The sequence below is a fragment of the Pseudomonas sp. NA-150 genome, from assembly GCF_044336365.1.
GTDB lineage: Bacteria > Pseudomonadota > Gammaproteobacteria > Pseudomonadales > Pseudomonadaceae > Aquipseudomonas.
On the sequence record NZ_CP172305.1, the window covers coordinates 2,810,046 to 2,825,652 of the forward strand.

Consider the following 15,607-nt stretch of genomic DNA (forward strand, 5'->3'; position numbering starts at 1 on the left):
TGGCTGGAACCGGTATCGACTGGCACGCATCCGCGCACAAAAGGAACCCGTTGTTTCACCGGCGGGCACCGGCAGTGAATACCAGGCCCTCGGAAGGGTGTCCTGATGCTCCGCTTCGCAGAACATCAGGGCACCCTTCAAAGCTGCATGGAAAATGGAGAGAGTGGGGGCCGCGCTTCACCAGACGACCCAGGGACTAGCAGACCTCGAGCTCTTTACGCCTGTGAGTGCCGGCCATGAAGATCGTGACGGCAACCTGCCCGGACAGACAGGGAGGCGAAGGGAGAACTTGCACGCGCTTCCCGAGGATATGCGTGCTTGGGTTTGGAGTGGTGAACTCCGGGTTGCTACTGATGACCGTCAGTAGCCAGCGGTGCAAACGGTGGTGGCCGGTAATTCTTTCATAAGACACTGCATCTTGGAATGCAGGATGAGCTTCAAGGGTGGCGACAGATTAGGTGAGAAATCTCAGTAGGATTTTTTACCGGGCTTGGATTTCTTCGCCGGTTCAATGCTCAGAATGCCTCTGCAGTCAGGGTATTTTGAACAGGACAGAAAGGCACCGTTCTTTCCGCGTCGCCGGTTCATGGTCTCGCCGCATATGGGGCAGGGCGGCGTTGGTGGAAGGTCTATGTTTAGCGTGATCCCTGAGCATTGCTCCACCAGTCGAGTGATCCACACGCCCTGGCTTTCAAGAAAACTGTCCAGCGACAACCGGCGTGCCTCGATCTCGTCGGACGCCTGCTCCCAAATGGCCGTCATCCCAGGATCTTTGACGATGCTCGGAATGGCATCGATCAGGGCAAAAGCGGATGCGGTCGGGCTCAGGGATCGTCGTTTCTTTTCCAGGTACCCGCGCTGCATCAACCCCTTGATGATTGCGGCCCGCGTGGCTTGAGTGCCAATCCCGGTGGTGGCTTTAAGTTTGGCTTTGAGGCGCGGATCCTCGACCTGCTCTGCGATGTTTTTCATGGCCTTGAGCAACGTGCCTTCGGTATACGGCCGGGGAGGTGAGGTCATGAGCGATTTGAGCTCGGATGACGTGATGGTGCAGGTCTGGCCGACCTGCAAGGGTGGCAACTGCTGGGAATGCTCGACAGCATTTTCCTCGTCGGTACCGTCGCTTGTAGCACCTCTGGTGAATAGTGTTTTCCAACCAACAACGGCTATTTGTTTGCCTTGGGCTCGCAACTCCATAGTCGAGCTTGAGAGAGTTGCGGTGGCGCGGTCGTATTCGTGGTGCGGAAGAAACTGCGCCAGATATCGACGCCGTATCAGGTCGTACACCTGCACCTCTTTCTCAGACATTTTCGAGATGTCTGCAGGCTCGGTCGTTGGGATAATGCCGTGGTGCGGCCCGACCAGTTTTTTGTCATCCCAGCATTGGGAGTGCTGCTCTCGGTTCAGGGATTGCAGCAGCGGCAGGATCGAGGGATCAGTTTGACCCAGCGCTTCCAGCACAGCGGGCACTTCCTCAAGCATGCTTTCTGGCAAGTACGGGCACTCGGTTCGCGGGTAATGCGTCGCTTTGTGGGTCTCGTACAACGACTGGGCAATGTTCAGCGACTCCTCGACACCCATGCCAAATTGGCGATCGCATTGCTCCTGCAGCGCAGCGAGGTCAAAGGGTAGGGGCGGTCTTTCTTTGACTCGCTCCACATCAAGGGTACTGACGACGGCTTGCGCCTGGCGGAGCTGCTGAGAGGCCATATGCGCTTGAGCTTGATCAATGCAGCGACCTTCGGCATCAAGTAATGCTTTGGGTGTTACCCACTTGGCCATGAAGGCTTGCCCGTTTGCAATCAGTTGAACCTCAACTTCCCAGAATGGTTTTTTGACGAACGCGGCGATGGCCCGTTCTCTGTTCACCACCAGGTTCAAGGTAGGCGTTTGCACTCGGCCCACCGTGAACAGCAGATCATGACCGGCCCGTCGTGCAATGAGGGTAAACAGTCGACTCAGGTTCATCCCGATCAACCAGTCGGCGCGGGAGCGAGCCAGTGCGGCGTGGTACAGCAGAAAGGTTTCCTGCCCGTCCTTGAGTTCAGCCAATGCCTTGCGGATGGATTGTGGATTCAGTGCGGATAACCATAAACGTTTCACTGGGCCGCGATAGCCGCAGTGATCGATGAGTTCGCGTGCGATCAGCTCACCTTCACGATCGGCATCGGTAGCGATGACCAATTCCTTGGCTTCACGTAGAAGCTTTTTGACGGCTTTGAATTGGCCGGCCGTTTTCGATTTGACCTCGACCTTCCAGTCGCCAGGGATGATGGGCAGATGCTCTAGTGACCAGGTTTTATAGCTGGGGTCGTAGGTTTCCGGTGGTGCAGTTTCCAAGAGATGGCCGATGCACCAGGTCACACAGATGTTGTCACCCAGCAAGCAGCCATCGCCGCGTTTGGTGGCGCCAAGGACACGGGCGATGTCTTTGCCTTGGGAGGGTTTTTCACACAGGAATAATCGCAAAGAGGACCTCGTGCAGTCGATGCAGGAAATGGGTGGTGCATCGACTTTGTCATGAGGCTATCCGGTGGCGCCTCTGTAAAACTGGATTGAGATCGCAACTAAAAGCCGGCATGAGCAAACCAGTTTTCTCCTTGAGACGACCCCATCCAAAAGGCATAAATCCACCGGCAAAAGGTAAGGGCATGAAGGGAATGGAGGCCAAGGGTAAGAGGCTTACCCGACAAGGGCAGGTTTGGGAGGGCCAGGCGAAAAGGCTCTCCTGAAATTCAATTCAAGAGGGTTGAATGGTCTGGAAACTGAACTGGAAAAAAGAAAAAGGTTGTCTACAGGCGGCCCCGCAGATCGTCCAAAGCGGAACACTACACGCTGAGTCAGCCCCGGCGTTATTGGGAACGCCACGTCGACAGAAGCTGCTTGAGCATATCTGGCAACGTACGTCTCTCTCGCGCAAGCAATTCGATCAGCTTTACCTCGCACCCCTGCAGCGCTTCGCGGAGCTGGTGCAGCATCTCCCTGCGTCTGAAACCCATCACCACGCGTACCCCGGCGGGATGCTCGATCACGGTCTGGAAATCGTGGCTTACGCATTGAAAATGCGGCAGTCGTATTTGCTTCCCTTAGGCACATCCCCGGAAACTCAGGCAGCGCAAACGGAAGCCTGGACTGCTGCGGTCGCCTACGCCGCGTTGCTGCATGACATCGGCAAAATCGCAGTGGATGTCGAGGTCGATCTTGCGTCAGGTGTTCGTTGGCATCCGTGGCATGGTGCGATCAAAGGCGGGTATCGATTTCGCTTCGCCAAAGGACGTGAGTACAAATTGCATGGTGCAGCAGCGGGCCTGGTGTATACGCAGATTCTGTCCCCGAAAATACTCGACTGGCTCAGTAACTTCCCCGAGCTATGGGCCTCGCTGATTTACGTCCTCGCGGGTCAATATGAGCATGCCGGCATTCTCGGTGAATTGGTAATTCAGGCTGATCGGGCGTCTGTTGCTCAGGAGCTTGGCGGAAATCCGGCCAGGGCGATGAGCGCTCCGAAGCATTCACTCCAGCGCCAGTTGATGGAGGGCTTGCGTCATCTGGTCGCCGAGCAACTGCAGTTGAATCAGCCCGGCGCATCTGATGGTTGGTTGACCCAGGACGCTTTGTGGTTGGTCAGCAAGACGGTAGCTGACAAGCTGCGGGCTCATTTGTTGTCCCAGGGCGTTGAAGGTATTCCCAGCTCCAATTCGACATTCTTCAATGTCCTGCAGGACCACGGGATTATTCAGTCCAACAGGGCAGGGAAGGCCATCTGGAAGGCCGCTGTCGACAGTGGCAGTTGGCAAATGACCCTGACCTTTCTGAAGCTATCGCCGGCACTGATTTGGGAGGCTGATAAGCGGCCGGATGCTTTCGCGGGAACTGTGGTTCCTGAGGTCGTAGAGCATCAAGAATCCCTGTCGGTCGAAGCTGAAAATGCAGCGCCACAGCTATGCGACCAAAGTGCCCTTCCATCAGCGGCGCCGGAAGCAGTTGACGCTGGTCAAATCGATCAATCAGCCAGTGACGATGTAGACATGCTGCTGAACCTTCTGGGAATGCATGCAGAAGGTTCGCCAAACTCCGTAGTCGAAGCCCCCGTATCCATTGAAAGCTCCGAATTTATCGTGCAGGAAACATCTAATAATTTTGTAGGAAAAGAGCGAAGTGGCAGTTTGGCCAACAATTACAGTACAGATTTAGTTAATCTTGGGGCCCGCTTCATGAGCTGGTTACGCTCGGGGATAGTTGGGCACAACATTGTGATTAATGATGCCAAGGCCAAGGTTCACTCTGTTGCAGGAACTGCTTTTATCGTTACCCCTGAAATTTTTCAGCGGTACGTTCAAGAGCATCCGGATGTATCAACAATAGCAAAGGAAGAGGGCGTCAGTGATTGGCGACTGGTTCAGCGCTCATTTGAGAAAATGGGTATTCACACAAAGCGAAGGGATGGGCTGAATATTTGGACGTGTGAGGTAAAGGGACCCAGAAAAACCAGAAATGTGAAAGGTTATCTGTTTAACGATCCTCTCTGTGTCTTCACGGAGAAACCCTACGATAACCCTTATTTAACATTGATCACACCTTCAGGCGAACAAGAATAATTCTATGTATTTGATTTCAGAGTTACTTGGCGAATACCTTTCAGACAAGGTTCTTAAAGGCACTTCTCAGCGGTCCTATAGTGTGGCTTGCAGGGCATTGATTCGCCAGGCAGGTGACTGCCTGGTTGAGCAGGTCGATCGTAAAACCATCCTGCAGTGGCGCAAGGATGCGCTCGGAATTTCGCTGAAACCGGTCAGTTGGAACAGCTACGTGAGGCACCTGCGTGGGCTGCTTCAATTCGGGATTGACCGAGGCCTGGTGGGCCTTGTAGACAATCCTTTCGCTGGATGCCATGTGCGTCCAACCAGACGTCCTTGCAAGACGGTAGAGCAAAAGAACGTCGCGCGAGCGAGGCACTTGTTGACCGACATGGAACAAGAAGAGATCGAGTGGGGTCAGCAGGCCGTCCTGCATCCGGCCTGGTTCTGGAGGGTGGTTTTCGAAACGTTTGCCTATACCGGATTACGCGCCAACGAGTTGATCTGTCTTCGCATGTGCGACATCGATTTACATAAGTGGCTGATTTGCGTCACTGCTGACGTATCTAAAAACTACGAAGAGCGAAAAGTCCCTATCCATAACTCACTGCACGAACATCTTGTTAAGTTAGTCCGTATTGCCAAGAAACGAAAAATAAGGGATGACCAGCAGCTATTCAATGTCAATATGTTTTCAATGCGCCACCGGAAGGAGTTCATGGATATGGATCAGGTATCGGCGTTTTATAAGCGATTGTCAAAGTTGCTCGGGCAGAGACTGAGCGCGCACAGATTCAGGCATACCATTGCCACTGAGTTAATGCGTTTTCCCGATCGAAATATCCATACTGTCAAGGAACTACTCGGTCATAGAAATATAGCGACAACGATGAAATACATCACGGTAGATCACAGGCAGATGCGAGAGCTTTTGAATTCATTTGCCTGAACGGCTGAGACGGGGGTCTTCGGACTCCCATTTGACATCACGACGAACAGCGTTTACTTTTCAGCCTGTGACGGCAGTTACGCCGTGTGAGCCACCCATTTTCAATGAGCTAGATGTTGTTCGGATAGCGAAGGGAAAGGTAGGAGTATCAGAGCATCGTTGCCGGTCTGACCGAAATTGTAACGAGGTGTTTTTTTGGGGGTTGAGTGGAATTTTCAGCTCCCGATACAAAATCATTTGTATCGGGGCGGTCCTAAAGGACCCTGCTCAACACCTTGAAAAATCTGGCTCCACGACCTGGACTCGAACCAGGGACCCAATGATTAACAGTCATTTGCTCTACCAACTGAGCTATCGCGGAATGCCTTCTATGTTACTGATTACAAAAGGCAAGTCAAGCTTTTCGCTGAAAAAAAGCCGGGTTGGATTTCAATTAAACGGAAGCACCCACTTTGCTTCTTGATTCCGCACATTCCCCACCGCATTTGCGACCTTGAACCCTTCAAAGACCTCCGCAGGCTCACCCTGTGAAGCACAATCTGCTCTGCCCCGCGCTTTGGGCGAGTTATCTCCTGGCCGCAATTCAACGTTGGCAGAAGTCAATGCAGCCAGTTTTTCGGTCAAATCACCACTAGCGCGATCGAGCTGAACTTTCGGTTATGCGGAAACCTCCTAAATCCAGTATCGCCGACATTTTTGGCGAAATTCAGCCTAAGGAGCGTCAATCATGGCCGCCGCACTGCAAGGTAAAAAGGTACTGATCATTACTGCGAATAGCGGAATTGAACGTGACGAACTGCTTAAGCCACAGCAGGCGCTGAAGGCCATGGGGGCCTCTGTCACCCATGCAAGTATCGAGGGCGGCGCAGCGCAGACCTTTCTCCATGACACGGAGAAAGACACAAGCGTCACTTCAGACACTCGATTAGCGGGGCTCTCGGCCAGCCAGTTTGATGTGTTGGTTATCCCTGGCGGTACGGTGAATGCGGATACATTGCGTCAGGACAGCAACGCGCAACGTTTGGTGAAGGAATTCGTGGACTCAGGTAAAACCGTCGCTGGCGATCTGCCATGGCCCGTGGCTGCTGATTGATGCGGGTGTAATCGAAGGCAAAACGCTGACCTCGTACCCAAGCGTGCGCATAGATCTGCTCAACGCTAAAGCGGCCAGTTGGGTAGATGCCCAAGTGAAGGAGTGTCCGGCCAATGGCTGGACGTTGATTACGTCTCGTAATCCCGACGACTTGCCAGCGTTCAATGAGGCCATTAGCAGGACACTGCAGGCGGGCAAGCCAATCCTCTAGTTTGCTGACGCTTTAAAGCCTCGCTTCGATATGCATTCCGAAAAGCGCCTGGAAGCGTTCGAAGAAGTTGGGCCAAAGACTGTTGAACTCTCCATGCGTGATGCAAACAAGGTGCTCTTTTGACTGCGAAATCGCTGTACGTTGGTTGTGCCGGCTGGAGCATTGGGCGTGACTATCTTCCCGTGTTTACGGAGGGTGGGACACACCTTGAACGTTATGCATCGCGACTCACCGGGGTAGAGATCAACAGCTCGTTCTATCGCTCTCACCGGCCTCAAACTTATGCCAAATGGGCCGCGTCGGTAGGAGCAGATTTTCGCTTTTCGGTGAAAGTGCCAAAGTCGATCACCCATGAGTATCGATTGCACAACTGTGAGCCGCTTCTGGACGCGTTTCTTTCTGAGTGCAGTTCATTGGGGAGTCATCTCAGTTGCCTGCTGATTCAAGTACCGCCGTCGCTGACATTTGATTCGAGCATTGTCGGCCACTTTTTTCAGGCGTTAAGAGACCGTTTCGAGGGTTACGTGATCATCGAGCCTCGTCATGAGACCTGGACTCGGGCAGAGCAGTTATTGATTGACCATCGAATTGCCCAAGCCAGTGTCAATCCCTCAAGGATCAGCGGCGATAAAGAGCCCAGAGGTTGGCTCGGGATACGCTATTGGCGTCTGCACGGTTCACCAACGATTTATTACAGTCCCTATGAGAGGGCTTGGCTCGAAGACCGTGCTACAAAGATTCAGCAAACGCTCAGCGCTGGAGTTCCCACGTGGTGCATTTTCGATAACACCGCGAGTGGCGCGGCAATGGGTAATGCATTAACGATGTTGGAACTGTTGCAGATGGAATGACGCGGGCCATTTCGTTTCTCCTGCCGTGGATGTTATTTGAGACTAACGCGTATGTGCGTTTGCGCTGTCATGGCTGCTCGCCCGCTTTTTTGACTGGCGAGGGCCAATCTGAATCCATGTCGGCGCGTGATCACTGGGATGCTGTTCACCGCGCACCCAGGCGTCCACACCGGCATTTTGCAGATGAGGTGCCAGCACCGGATTCAACAGCAGGTGATCAATACGCAAGCCCGAATTTTTCTGCCAGTGCTGGCGGAAATAATCCCAGAACGTGTAAACGCGTTCCTCCGGATACAAGTGACGTATCGAGTCGACCCAGCCTTGCGCCAACAGTCGTTGATAACACTCGCGGCTCTCGGGCTGTAGCAATGCGTCCTTGAGCCAGGAGCGAGTGTTGTAGATGTCCAGATCAGTCGGCACAACGTTGAAGTCACCTGCGAGGACAACGGGGTGTTCGCTGGACTGCAATGTTTTGGCGTGCTCAATCAGATGTTCGAACCACCTGAGCTTGTAGTCGAACTTGGGGCCAGGCTGCGGATTTCCATTGGGCAGATAAAGGCACGCAACAATAACACCCTGTACTGCGGCCTCTAGATAACGGGACTGGGTATCGTCCTCTGCGCCAGGAAGGCCCTTATGAATCTGTAGCGGCTCGGCGTCGCGTGCCAGAATCGCCACTCCGTTCCACGATGCCTGGCCGTGATGCAAAGAACCATAACCGGCTGCTTCAAGGTCGCGGGCAGGGAACGCCTTATCCTGCGCTTTGAGTTCCTGCAGACAAACGACATCCGGCCGCTCACGTTCGAGCCACTGCAAAAGATTTGTAAGCCTGGCACCAATACCGTTGACATTGAACGTCGCTATTTTCAGGTTTTCCATTCCCGCTGCTCCCTCGGTTTTCCTCATGTCCTTCTCATCTGAGGCTCTGCGATGAGAAAGCGATTGAAATCTCGGGGAGCTGCGCGGAGCGATAACATGATCGAAGACCCCGAATCGTTGGCACATCCGCCTTGAACTACAAAACTTTATCGAGCGTGATGGGGAACTCCCGTACTAGCTTCCCCCAGTATCGCGTGAATTCTGTTGAGGCCCGTGCGGGCAGGGCAGCCGCTACCCGGCACACGTTTATTGCAAGGCGTGCTGATGTCGTAAAAGTAATAGCAGCGTGTAATTGCGCAGAGGCGCAGGCAAGAATCGCACGAGACAGCAGAGGGTAATGCTGCTCGATCAAGCGTTCGGGGCGATCTACGTTTTCTTTCATCAGGTCGATGAGGTTGGTGCCACCTGCAATAAAACGCGTTCCCGGCCCAGCCAGTCTCACTGCTTCGCTCACTCGATCAGGCTTGCTGTAACTGAACGGCATCATGAGTGCTGCTCTCCCTGGTCGCGAGTCAGCGGCAATGCTTCTTCAACGGCAGCGATGATGTTGGTGTATGCACCGCACCGGCACAAGTTGCCGCTCATTAGCTCTTGAATCTGCTCTCGATTATGCGCTCGCCCTTCGTAAGCCAGGCCCGCCGCCGAGCAAATCTGCCCTGGGGTGCAGTAGCCGCATTGGAAAGCGTCGTGGGTGATGAAGGCGCGCTGCATCGGGTGCAGATTCTCTCCATCTGCCAGACCCTCAATGGTGATCAACTCGGCCCCCTCGCACATGATCGCCAGGGTCAGGCAGGCATTGATCCGCTTGCCATCGCGCAGCACGGTACACGCGCCGCATTGACCGTGATCGCAACCCTTTTTTGTGCCCACCAGATCAAGCTGATCGCGCAACAGGTCGAGTAGAGTGATCCAGGGCTGAACCTGAAGTGATCGACGTTCGCCATTTAGAGTCAGGGCGATCGTCTGTCCCTCAGCGTTTTCGAAGAAAATTGTGGTCATGGAAACCTCACGGTAGGTAGGCGACCCGCGCAGTTGACTGCGTCTTGGAAGTACGACTCGGAGGGGCAGGCAAACGTTCAGAGTTTGTAGACGGGTGCTGCACGAGGTCCACTTTCTGGTGGCCCCACGTTGCGGCTCTTCGGCCCACGACTGCGACTGTCATGAAATGAAAATTTGCTGTCGTGCAATGAGAGGTGGCCACAGCAATTTCGCCCTAGAGTCGGAGCCAATAACAACAACCGGGCCCGGCGCCCGGAAACACGAGAGCCGCCATGAGCAGATCCACCCGAACGAGCGAGATCGCAATCCCCCCACAGCGCCCCCCGGCAGTCGGCCGAAAGCGTCGCGCTCGCAAGGATAGACATCTCCCGGACAACACCCAGCAGCACGAGCTGATCGGCACAGCGACCAACCAGACCCTGGCAGGCAGTCCGCTAGTCAGCGTACGCGCGGCGGACCTGGCCAGCTCGGCCGGTTACCTGCTCAAGGCCGTGAGCACGTCGCCGCTCAAGGCCGGGGCTCATCTGGGTGGCTACCTGAAGGCGCTACGCGCCATCGCCGGCGGCAACTCCAGCATCGCGCCAGACCCCAAGGACAAGCGCTTCGCCGACCCGGCCTGGCAATCCAACGCCTTCCTGCGCGCGCTGCTGCAGAGCTACTTGGCCGGCCAAACTGAGTTGACCCGCTTCATCGAATCCACCGACCTTGCCCCACTGGAAAAGAGCCGTGCCCAGTTCGTCGCTGCGCTCTTGTTCGATGCGATGGCACCGAGCAACTCGCCGCTGACCAATCCGGTGGCGCTGCGCAAGCTGGTGGACACCGGCGGCATGAGCCTGGCAAGGGGCATGCGCCAATTCGGCCAGGATATGCTGACCAACCGTGGGCTCCCGAGGCAGGTCGACAGCACGCCGTTCAAGGTCGGGGAAAACGTCGCTACGGCCAAGGGCGAAGTGGTGTTTCGCAACGAGATGTTCGAGCTGCTGCAGTTTGCGCCCACCACCGAAAACGTCTATGCCCGGCCCTTGGTGATGTCTCCGCCGCAAATCAACAAGTACTACGCCATCGACCTGTCGCCAGAGAAAAGCCTGATCAAGTGGATCCAGGACAGCGGTGTGAACCTGTTCGTCATCAGTTGGCGAAACCCCACCAGCGAGCATCGCGACTGGGGTTTGTCCGACTACGCGCTGTGCCTCGACCAGGCGGTGGACGTGGCGCGCAGGATCACCGGCAGCCAGGACGTGAACATGTGGGGCTCCTGCTCGGGCGGTATCACCCTGGCGGCCTACCTCGGTTGGCTGGCGGCCCGTGGCGAAGGCCACAAAGTGGCCAACACCAGTTGGGCCGTGTGCGTGCTCGACATGCCCTCGGCGCTGGACGACACCACCCTGGGGCTGTTCACCACCCCGGCCTCCCTGCGCGCGGCCAAGGCCAGCTCTCGGCGCAAGGGCGTGCTGAGCGGCCAGGGCATGGCCCGTATGTTCGCCTGGATGCGGCCCAACGACCTGATCTGGAACTACTGGGTCAACAACTACCTGCTGGGCAATAAGCCGCCGGCCTTCGACATCCTCGCCTGGAACAACGACACCACGCGGCTACCCGCCCAATTGCATGCGGACTACCTCGACCTGGTCCAGCAGAATCCCTACAGCAACCCGGGCACCCTGGAGATTGCCGGCGAGTCGATTGACATGACCCAGGTGAAGGTGGGCGCCTATGTGGTTGGCGGCACCACCGACCACATCACTCCCTGGCAGGGCTGCTACGGCACCGCCCGGCTGTTTGGCGAGGACGCAACCTACGTGTTGTCCAACGCCGGCCACCTGCAGAGCCTGGTGAACCCCCCCGGCAACCCCAAGTCGTTCTACTACGCGGCGCCTGCCACCGCCGAGGCCCCGGAAACCTGGCTGCAAAACGCCGGGGAGCGCCAGCAAGGTAGCTGGTGGCCGCATTGGCGCGAATGGATCGGACAGCGTTCGGGCGACAGCCTGCCAGCGCCGAAGAAACTCGGATCGCGCAAGTACCCACTTCTCTGCCCGGCGCCTGGCACCTACGTCATGGAGCGTTGAGGCTGCCCTCTCTTCCTTGAGCTGAGCCTACGCCGGCCGTGGGTTTCAGCGTTTCGTGAAGGCGTGGATCGGCGTCCTTTCAGTTAGAGGTCAATCAGTGCCCGGACTCGTTTGGCAATGGCAAGGCATGAGGTCAATCCTGGCGATTCAATCCCGAACAGATTGATCAATCCAGGAACGTCATGCTGCTGCTCACTGCTGATGAGGAAGTCACGGGCAGGCTCGCCAGGGGCGGAAATTTTCGGGCGAATTCCGCTGTATCCCGGCTGCAAGCTGTTGTCAGGCAAACCAGGCCAGTAACTGCGGATGGCCGAGTAGAAAACCTCTGCGCGAGCTGGATCGACCTGATAGTCCTCGGTCTCAACCCATTCGGTGTCCGGGCCGAAACGTGCTTGCCCGCCCAGGTCCACAGTCATGTGCACACCGAGGCCGGCAGCCTCAGGCGCGGGGTAGATGAGATGGGTGAAAGGAGCGCGTGTGGACGAACTGAAGTAACTGCCTTTGCACAAGTAATCCTGAGGCACCGTGTGTTGCGGCAGGCCTTTTATGCGTCTGGCCAATGCCGGCGCTTGAAGCCCGGCAGCGTTGATCAGCAAGCGGCAGGAAAGCGCCATGGGCGTTTCCCCTCCCACGTGCAAAAGGAAGCCTTCAGCGATCACTTCGGCGCTGAGTAAAGGCGAGTAAAACGCCACGCTGGTGCCCGCTGCTTCGGCATCACCTTGCAGCGCCAACATCAATGCATGTGAATCCACGATGCCGGTAGAAGGCGAATATAAGGCTGCGACGCACTCGAGCGCAGGTTCAAGTGCGAGTGCCTGATCGCGATCAAGCAGGCGCAAGTCATTCACACCATTCTCAAGTCCGCGCTCAAGCAAAGACTCGAGCTGACGAATTTGCGCTTCATCTTTGGCAACGATCAGTTTTCCGGTTTTGCGCGTGCTGACTCCGTGGGTTTCGCAATACGCGTAGAGCTCATGCTTACCCTCGACACACAATTGGGCTTTGAGGCTTCCAGGCGGATAGTAAATACCCGCGTGGATAACTTCGGAGTTACGCGAGCTTGTGCCGATACCGATGGCTTCCCCGGCTTCTATGACCAGCACCTCATTACCTGCCAGCGCCATTTCGCGTGCGACGGCAAGGCCGACCACACCTGCACCCACGACAACGCAATCGATATCGACACTCACTGTAGCGACTCCCTTTAGTCGTTAGATGCCGCCCAGGCACCTGTAGCTGATTTCCAGATAATCTTCGATCCCGTACTTGGAGCCTTCACGGCCCAGCCCGGAAGACTTCACGCCACCGAAAGGTGCCGTTTCGGTGGAGATGATGCCAGTGTTGATCCCGATGATTCCATACTCCAGGGCTTCGGCCACGCGGAACACACGGGAGAGGTCCCGGGCGAAGAAATAGGCCGCCAAGCCGAACTCGGTGTCATTAGCTTGAGCAACCACGTCTGCCTCGTCGTTGAAGCGAAACAACGGCGCAAGCGGGCCAAAGGTTTCTTCGCGTGCAACCAGAGCTACCACTCAAGCGCTACGAGGAGCGAGTACATCGATGGCTCGTTGTTCCACGGGGATCATCGGCTTCCTGGTCATGGCCAGGATAACGACCGCACCCGTCACCAAAAGTGCGCCTGCAATGCCAAATGCCAAGTTATAGCTTCCGGTGGCACTGATGACATAGCCAGTGACCACGGGGGCAAGCATGCCGAAGATGTTTCCTCCTACCACGACAAATGCCATCGCCCTGCCTACATCTCCAGAGCTGGGGAGCAGGTCGTTCAGTAGTGAGAAATTCAGCGACGTGGTAGATGCAATGCCGGCCAAGGTAAGAGAGAAGATCAACACCAGCAACGCAATGTCATCGGTGAAGGGAATAAGCAGTATGCAACTGGCGACAATCATGGTCATCGCGATGACATTACGACGTTTTTCTGAGGCCGCGCCGCTGCCATTTTTCAAATACTGGTCGCTGAGTTTGCCGATGACAATGCAAAGGATGACTGCTGCTGCGTATGGAATAGCTGTTAACAGGCCGCTTTTCGCGATGGTCAAGTGACGGACTTCTTGTAGATAGCTCGGTAGCCAGGTCAGAAATAGGTACTGGGTGTAAACGTTGCAGCCCTGAGCAATTGCCAAGCCCCAAATTGTTGGGGTTTTCAGAAGTTTTTTCAGCCCGTAAGTCATCGTTGCCGCGCTGCTTGCGCCATTAGAAGTGCGGGTTTGAACGATGTGTTCACGTTCATTAGCGGACAGCCATTTCACTTTTTCTGGTTTCTCATAGAAGAAAAACCACGCCGCCAACCACACAAAGCCAATGCAGCCTGCGATGACGAATGACATGCGCCAGCCGAACATTGCAACCAGAGTAGCCAGTACAACAGAGCAAATAGCCGGGCCAGCGTACGAACCGCTGTTGAAGATAGCTGTGATTGTGCCGCGCTCGGTGCTTGGTATCCATTCGCGGATGACCTTGGCGCCGACGGGATTACTCACCGACTCACCGGCACCCATGACCAGGCGTGCGGTTAGCAGGCTGGCAAAACTAGATGCCGCCCCAGTCAGTGCAGTCGCCAACGACCAAATAAAAATTCCTATACCTCCAACACGTTTAATTCCGAATTTATCGATCAGTAAGCCGACCGGAATTAGGAACAACGCGTAGCTCCAGATGAAGGATGAGAACAGGTAGCCCATCCCCACTGACGTCAGATGGAACTCCTCAGCAATGGGTTTGGCCGCAATGGATAAGGCGATCCGATCCATGTAGTTGATCATGGCCAGCGTGAACAGAAAAACAGCTATCCAGCCTCTACGGTATGACATGTATTCACCATTATTTTGATTGTGGTGGGTGCTTGGTCGAGGCGTTGGCAAGGAGGGGGTGTTCAGGCAGGCACCCATGCCAGCGCTTTGTTTTGCTTGCGCTAAAAATGTACTTTATTACGATATAAGTCAATCCGTGTTTTTTAAAAACGGCATGAAAGCGACAACGAGCGTGCGGCATTCGTTGGCATATGATCGGGCAAGACAAAGCGCGCGCGATCCGTATGGTCGCGCGAGGTTTCAATGGTGGGAGTTAGGGGGGGCTACTCGAACAGCGCAGGATCTACTTTGTGACGTCTGGCCTGTTCCAAATGTCTGCGCATTTGATCCGCAGCGGCAAGCCGATCACCACGTTCCAAGCAATCTAAGATTGCGAGGTGTTCCTCCGCCTGGCCCTTTCGAGGTGCTCGCGTACTAGCCTGGCGGTACTCAACAAGGCGCCGAAGTTGGTCTAGACGGCGGACTGTTTGTTGAAGAAAACGATTGCCTGAGCAGGCGGCCAGTGTTTCGTGGAACTGAGAGTTCGCTTCGAACAGTTCCTGTGGTGTCATGGTCAGATACCCACCGCTTGCGATGAACTCCTGCTGTCTCCGGCAGGCGTTTAGCGTTTCACGATCAATCTGAAATGACGGCGAAAGCAGGCCCGAAGGTTCAATGGTTGCGCGAAAGGAATAGCTTTCTTCGTATGCTTCCACCGAGTCAATCATCGGCAGGAGGCGCCAACCTTGGCCTGCACGTTGCTCGACCCATCCTTCCTGCTGGATGCGTGACAGAACAGCTCTCAACGCTGCTCTGGAGACATCGAATTGGCGCATGAACTCGATCTCAGTGAACAACTCGGGTAGCTGTCTACTAAGGCGTAGCTCGGCGAATCTAAGGTAGAGGGGGTCATCGCTTTTCTCCATAACCTCAGAGGCAAGGTCGCCCAAGTCATCGCTGGAACGAGCTAGAAAAAAACCTCGGTTTCGGTCGTAAGTCAGCATGCCCTTTTCGACCAGGTGGCCCATGGCAAATTTAACTGGCGTCCTTGAGACGTTGAGCGTTGTTGCCAGCTGTGACTCGACGAGGTGATGTCCTATTCCGAAGCGTTCGCGTCGAACGTATGAAACGATGTCACGCGCAATACGTGCTTGTAGGGGGCTTAGAGGCAT

Annotated in this window: 10 protein-coding genes, 1 tRNA gene and 3 pseudogenes; 5 read left to right on the plus strand and 9 right to left on the minus strand. The window is 55.4% G+C overall.

Annotated elements, in window-relative coordinates:
- Positions 1-468: 468 nt before the first annotated feature.
- Entirely contained in the window at positions 469-2,469 is a 2,001-nt protein-coding gene (locus ACF0H7_RS13485) for a DNA topoisomerase III (protein ID WP_397453240.1), read from the minus strand.
- Between the two features lie 284 nt (positions 2,470-2,753).
- Between ACF0H7_RS13485 and mobH the strand changes: the two genes are divergently transcribed.
- A complete protein-coding gene (gene mobH / locus ACF0H7_RS13490) occupies positions 2,754-4,598 on the plus strand; it encodes a MobH family relaxase (RefSeq protein ID WP_397453241.1) in 1,845 nt (614 codons plus the stop codon).
- Between the two features lie 4 nt (positions 4,599-4,602).
- Entirely contained in the window at positions 4,603-5,526 is a 924-nt protein-coding gene (locus ACF0H7_RS13495) for a tyrosine-type recombinase/integrase (protein ID WP_397453242.1), read from the plus strand.
- Between the two features lie 285 nt (positions 5,527-5,811).
- Here the strand turns inward: ACF0H7_RS13495 and ACF0H7_RS13500 are convergent.
- Positions 5,812-5,887: transfer RNA gene (locus ACF0H7_RS13500), tRNA-Asn, on the minus strand.
- A 366-nt stretch (positions 5,888-6,253) separates the two neighbouring features.
- Here ACF0H7_RS13500 and ACF0H7_RS13505 point away from each other — a divergent pair.
- Together ACF0H7_RS13505 and ACF0H7_RS13510 are read left to right on the plus strand one after the other, a co-directional pair.
- A pseudogene (locus ACF0H7_RS13505) lies at positions 6,254-6,830 on the plus strand (type 1 glutamine amidotransferase domain-containing protein).
- 119 nt (positions 6,831-6,949) lie between these two features.
- The gene (locus tag ACF0H7_RS13510; protein ID WP_397453243.1) at positions 6,950-7,681 is read left to right on the plus strand and encodes a DUF72 domain-containing protein; all 732 of its coding nucleotides are present in this window, start codon (positions 6,950-6,952) and stop codon (positions 7,679-7,681) included.
- Positions 7,682-7,723: 42 nt separating this feature from the next.
- Here ACF0H7_RS13510 and xth read toward each other — a convergent pair whose 3' ends face one another.
- The 3 genes and pseudogenes from xth to ACF0H7_RS13525 form a co-directional block, all read right to left on the minus strand.
- Positions 7,724-8,560 (minus strand): exodeoxyribonuclease III, encoded by an 837-nt coding sequence (gene xth, locus ACF0H7_RS13515; RefSeq protein WP_397453244.1) that lies wholly within the window; start codon positions 8,558-8,560, stop codon positions 7,724-7,726.
- A 155-nt stretch (positions 8,561-8,715) separates the two neighbouring features.
- Positions 8,716-9,047 (minus strand): annotated as a pseudogene (locus ACF0H7_RS13520) (xanthine dehydrogenase family protein subunit M); the annotation flags it as partial.
- Positions 9,044-9,559, minus strand: coding sequence for a (2Fe-2S)-binding protein (locus ACF0H7_RS13525; RefSeq protein ID WP_397453245.1), 516 nt, complete (start codon positions 9,557-9,559; stop codon positions 9,044-9,046). The gene ACF0H7_RS13525 and the pseudogene ACF0H7_RS13520, both read right to left, overlap by 4 nt.
- 272 nt (positions 9,560-9,831) lie before the next feature.
- On the opposite strand from ACF0H7_RS13525, the gene ACF0H7_RS13530 reads away from it, so the two are divergent.
- On the plus strand, positions 9,832-11,625 hold the full coding sequence (locus ACF0H7_RS13530) for an alpha/beta fold hydrolase (protein ID WP_397453246.1): 1,794 nt from the start codon (positions 9,832-9,834) through the stop codon (positions 11,623-11,625).
- Positions 11,626-11,708: 83 nt separating this feature from the next.
- On the opposite strand, the gene ACF0H7_RS13535 is transcribed toward ACF0H7_RS13530, so the two are convergent.
- The 4 genes and pseudogenes from ACF0H7_RS13535 to ACF0H7_RS13550 all read right to left on the minus strand — a co-directional run bounded on the left by ACF0H7_RS13535 (position 11,709) and on the right by ACF0H7_RS13550 (position 15,607).
- Entirely contained in the window at positions 11,709-12,815 is a 1,107-nt protein-coding gene (locus ACF0H7_RS13535) for an NAD(P)/FAD-dependent oxidoreductase (RefSeq protein WP_397453247.1), read from the minus strand.
- Positions 12,816-12,836: 21 nt separating this feature from the next.
- Positions 12,837-13,151: pseudogene (locus ACF0H7_RS13540) on the minus strand (aldehyde dehydrogenase family protein); the annotation flags it as partial.
- Positions 13,152-13,157: 6 nt separating this feature from the next.
- Complete coding sequence (locus ACF0H7_RS13545) at positions 13,158-14,534, minus strand: MFS transporter (RefSeq protein ID WP_397453248.1); 1,377 nt, start codon at positions 14,532-14,534, stop codon at positions 13,158-13,160.
- Positions 14,535-14,719: 185 nt separating this feature from the next.
- Positions 14,720-15,607 carry an FCD domain-containing protein gene (locus ACF0H7_RS13550; RefSeq protein WP_397453249.1) on the minus strand — a complete coding sequence of 296 codons (888 nt, stop codon included), beginning with the start codon at positions 15,605-15,607 and terminating at the stop codon, positions 14,720-14,722.

What these genes read in the sequence shown, in the direction of transcription:
- mobH (WP_397453241.1), top strand. Translation starts at nt 2,754, where the DNA reads ATGGTCTGGAAACTGAACTGGAAAAAAGAAAAAGGTTGTCTACAGGCG.
- ACF0H7_RS13550 (WP_397453249.1), bottom strand. Translation starts at nt 15,607, where the DNA reads ATGCCTCTAAGCCCCCTACAAGCACGTATTGCGCGTGACATCGTTTCA.
- ACF0H7_RS13545 (WP_397453248.1), bottom strand. Translation starts at nt 14,534, where the DNA reads ATGGGTGCCTGCCTGAACACCCCCTCCTTGCCAACGCCTCGACCAAGC.
- ACF0H7_RS13530 (WP_397453246.1), top strand. Translation starts at nt 9,832, where the DNA reads ATGAGCAGATCCACCCGAACGAGCGAGATCGCAATCCCCCCACAGCGC.
- xth (WP_397453244.1), bottom strand. Translation starts at nt 8,560, where the DNA reads ATGGAAAACCTGAAAATAGCGACGTTCAATGTCAACGGTATTGGTGCC.
- ACF0H7_RS13495 (WP_397453242.1), top strand. Translation starts at nt 4,603, where the DNA reads ATGTATTTGATTTCAGAGTTACTTGGCGAATACCTTTCAGACAAGGTT.
- ACF0H7_RS13525 (WP_397453245.1), bottom strand. Translation starts at nt 9,559, where the DNA reads ATGACCACAATTTTCTTCGAAAACGCTGAGGGACAGACGATCGCCCTG.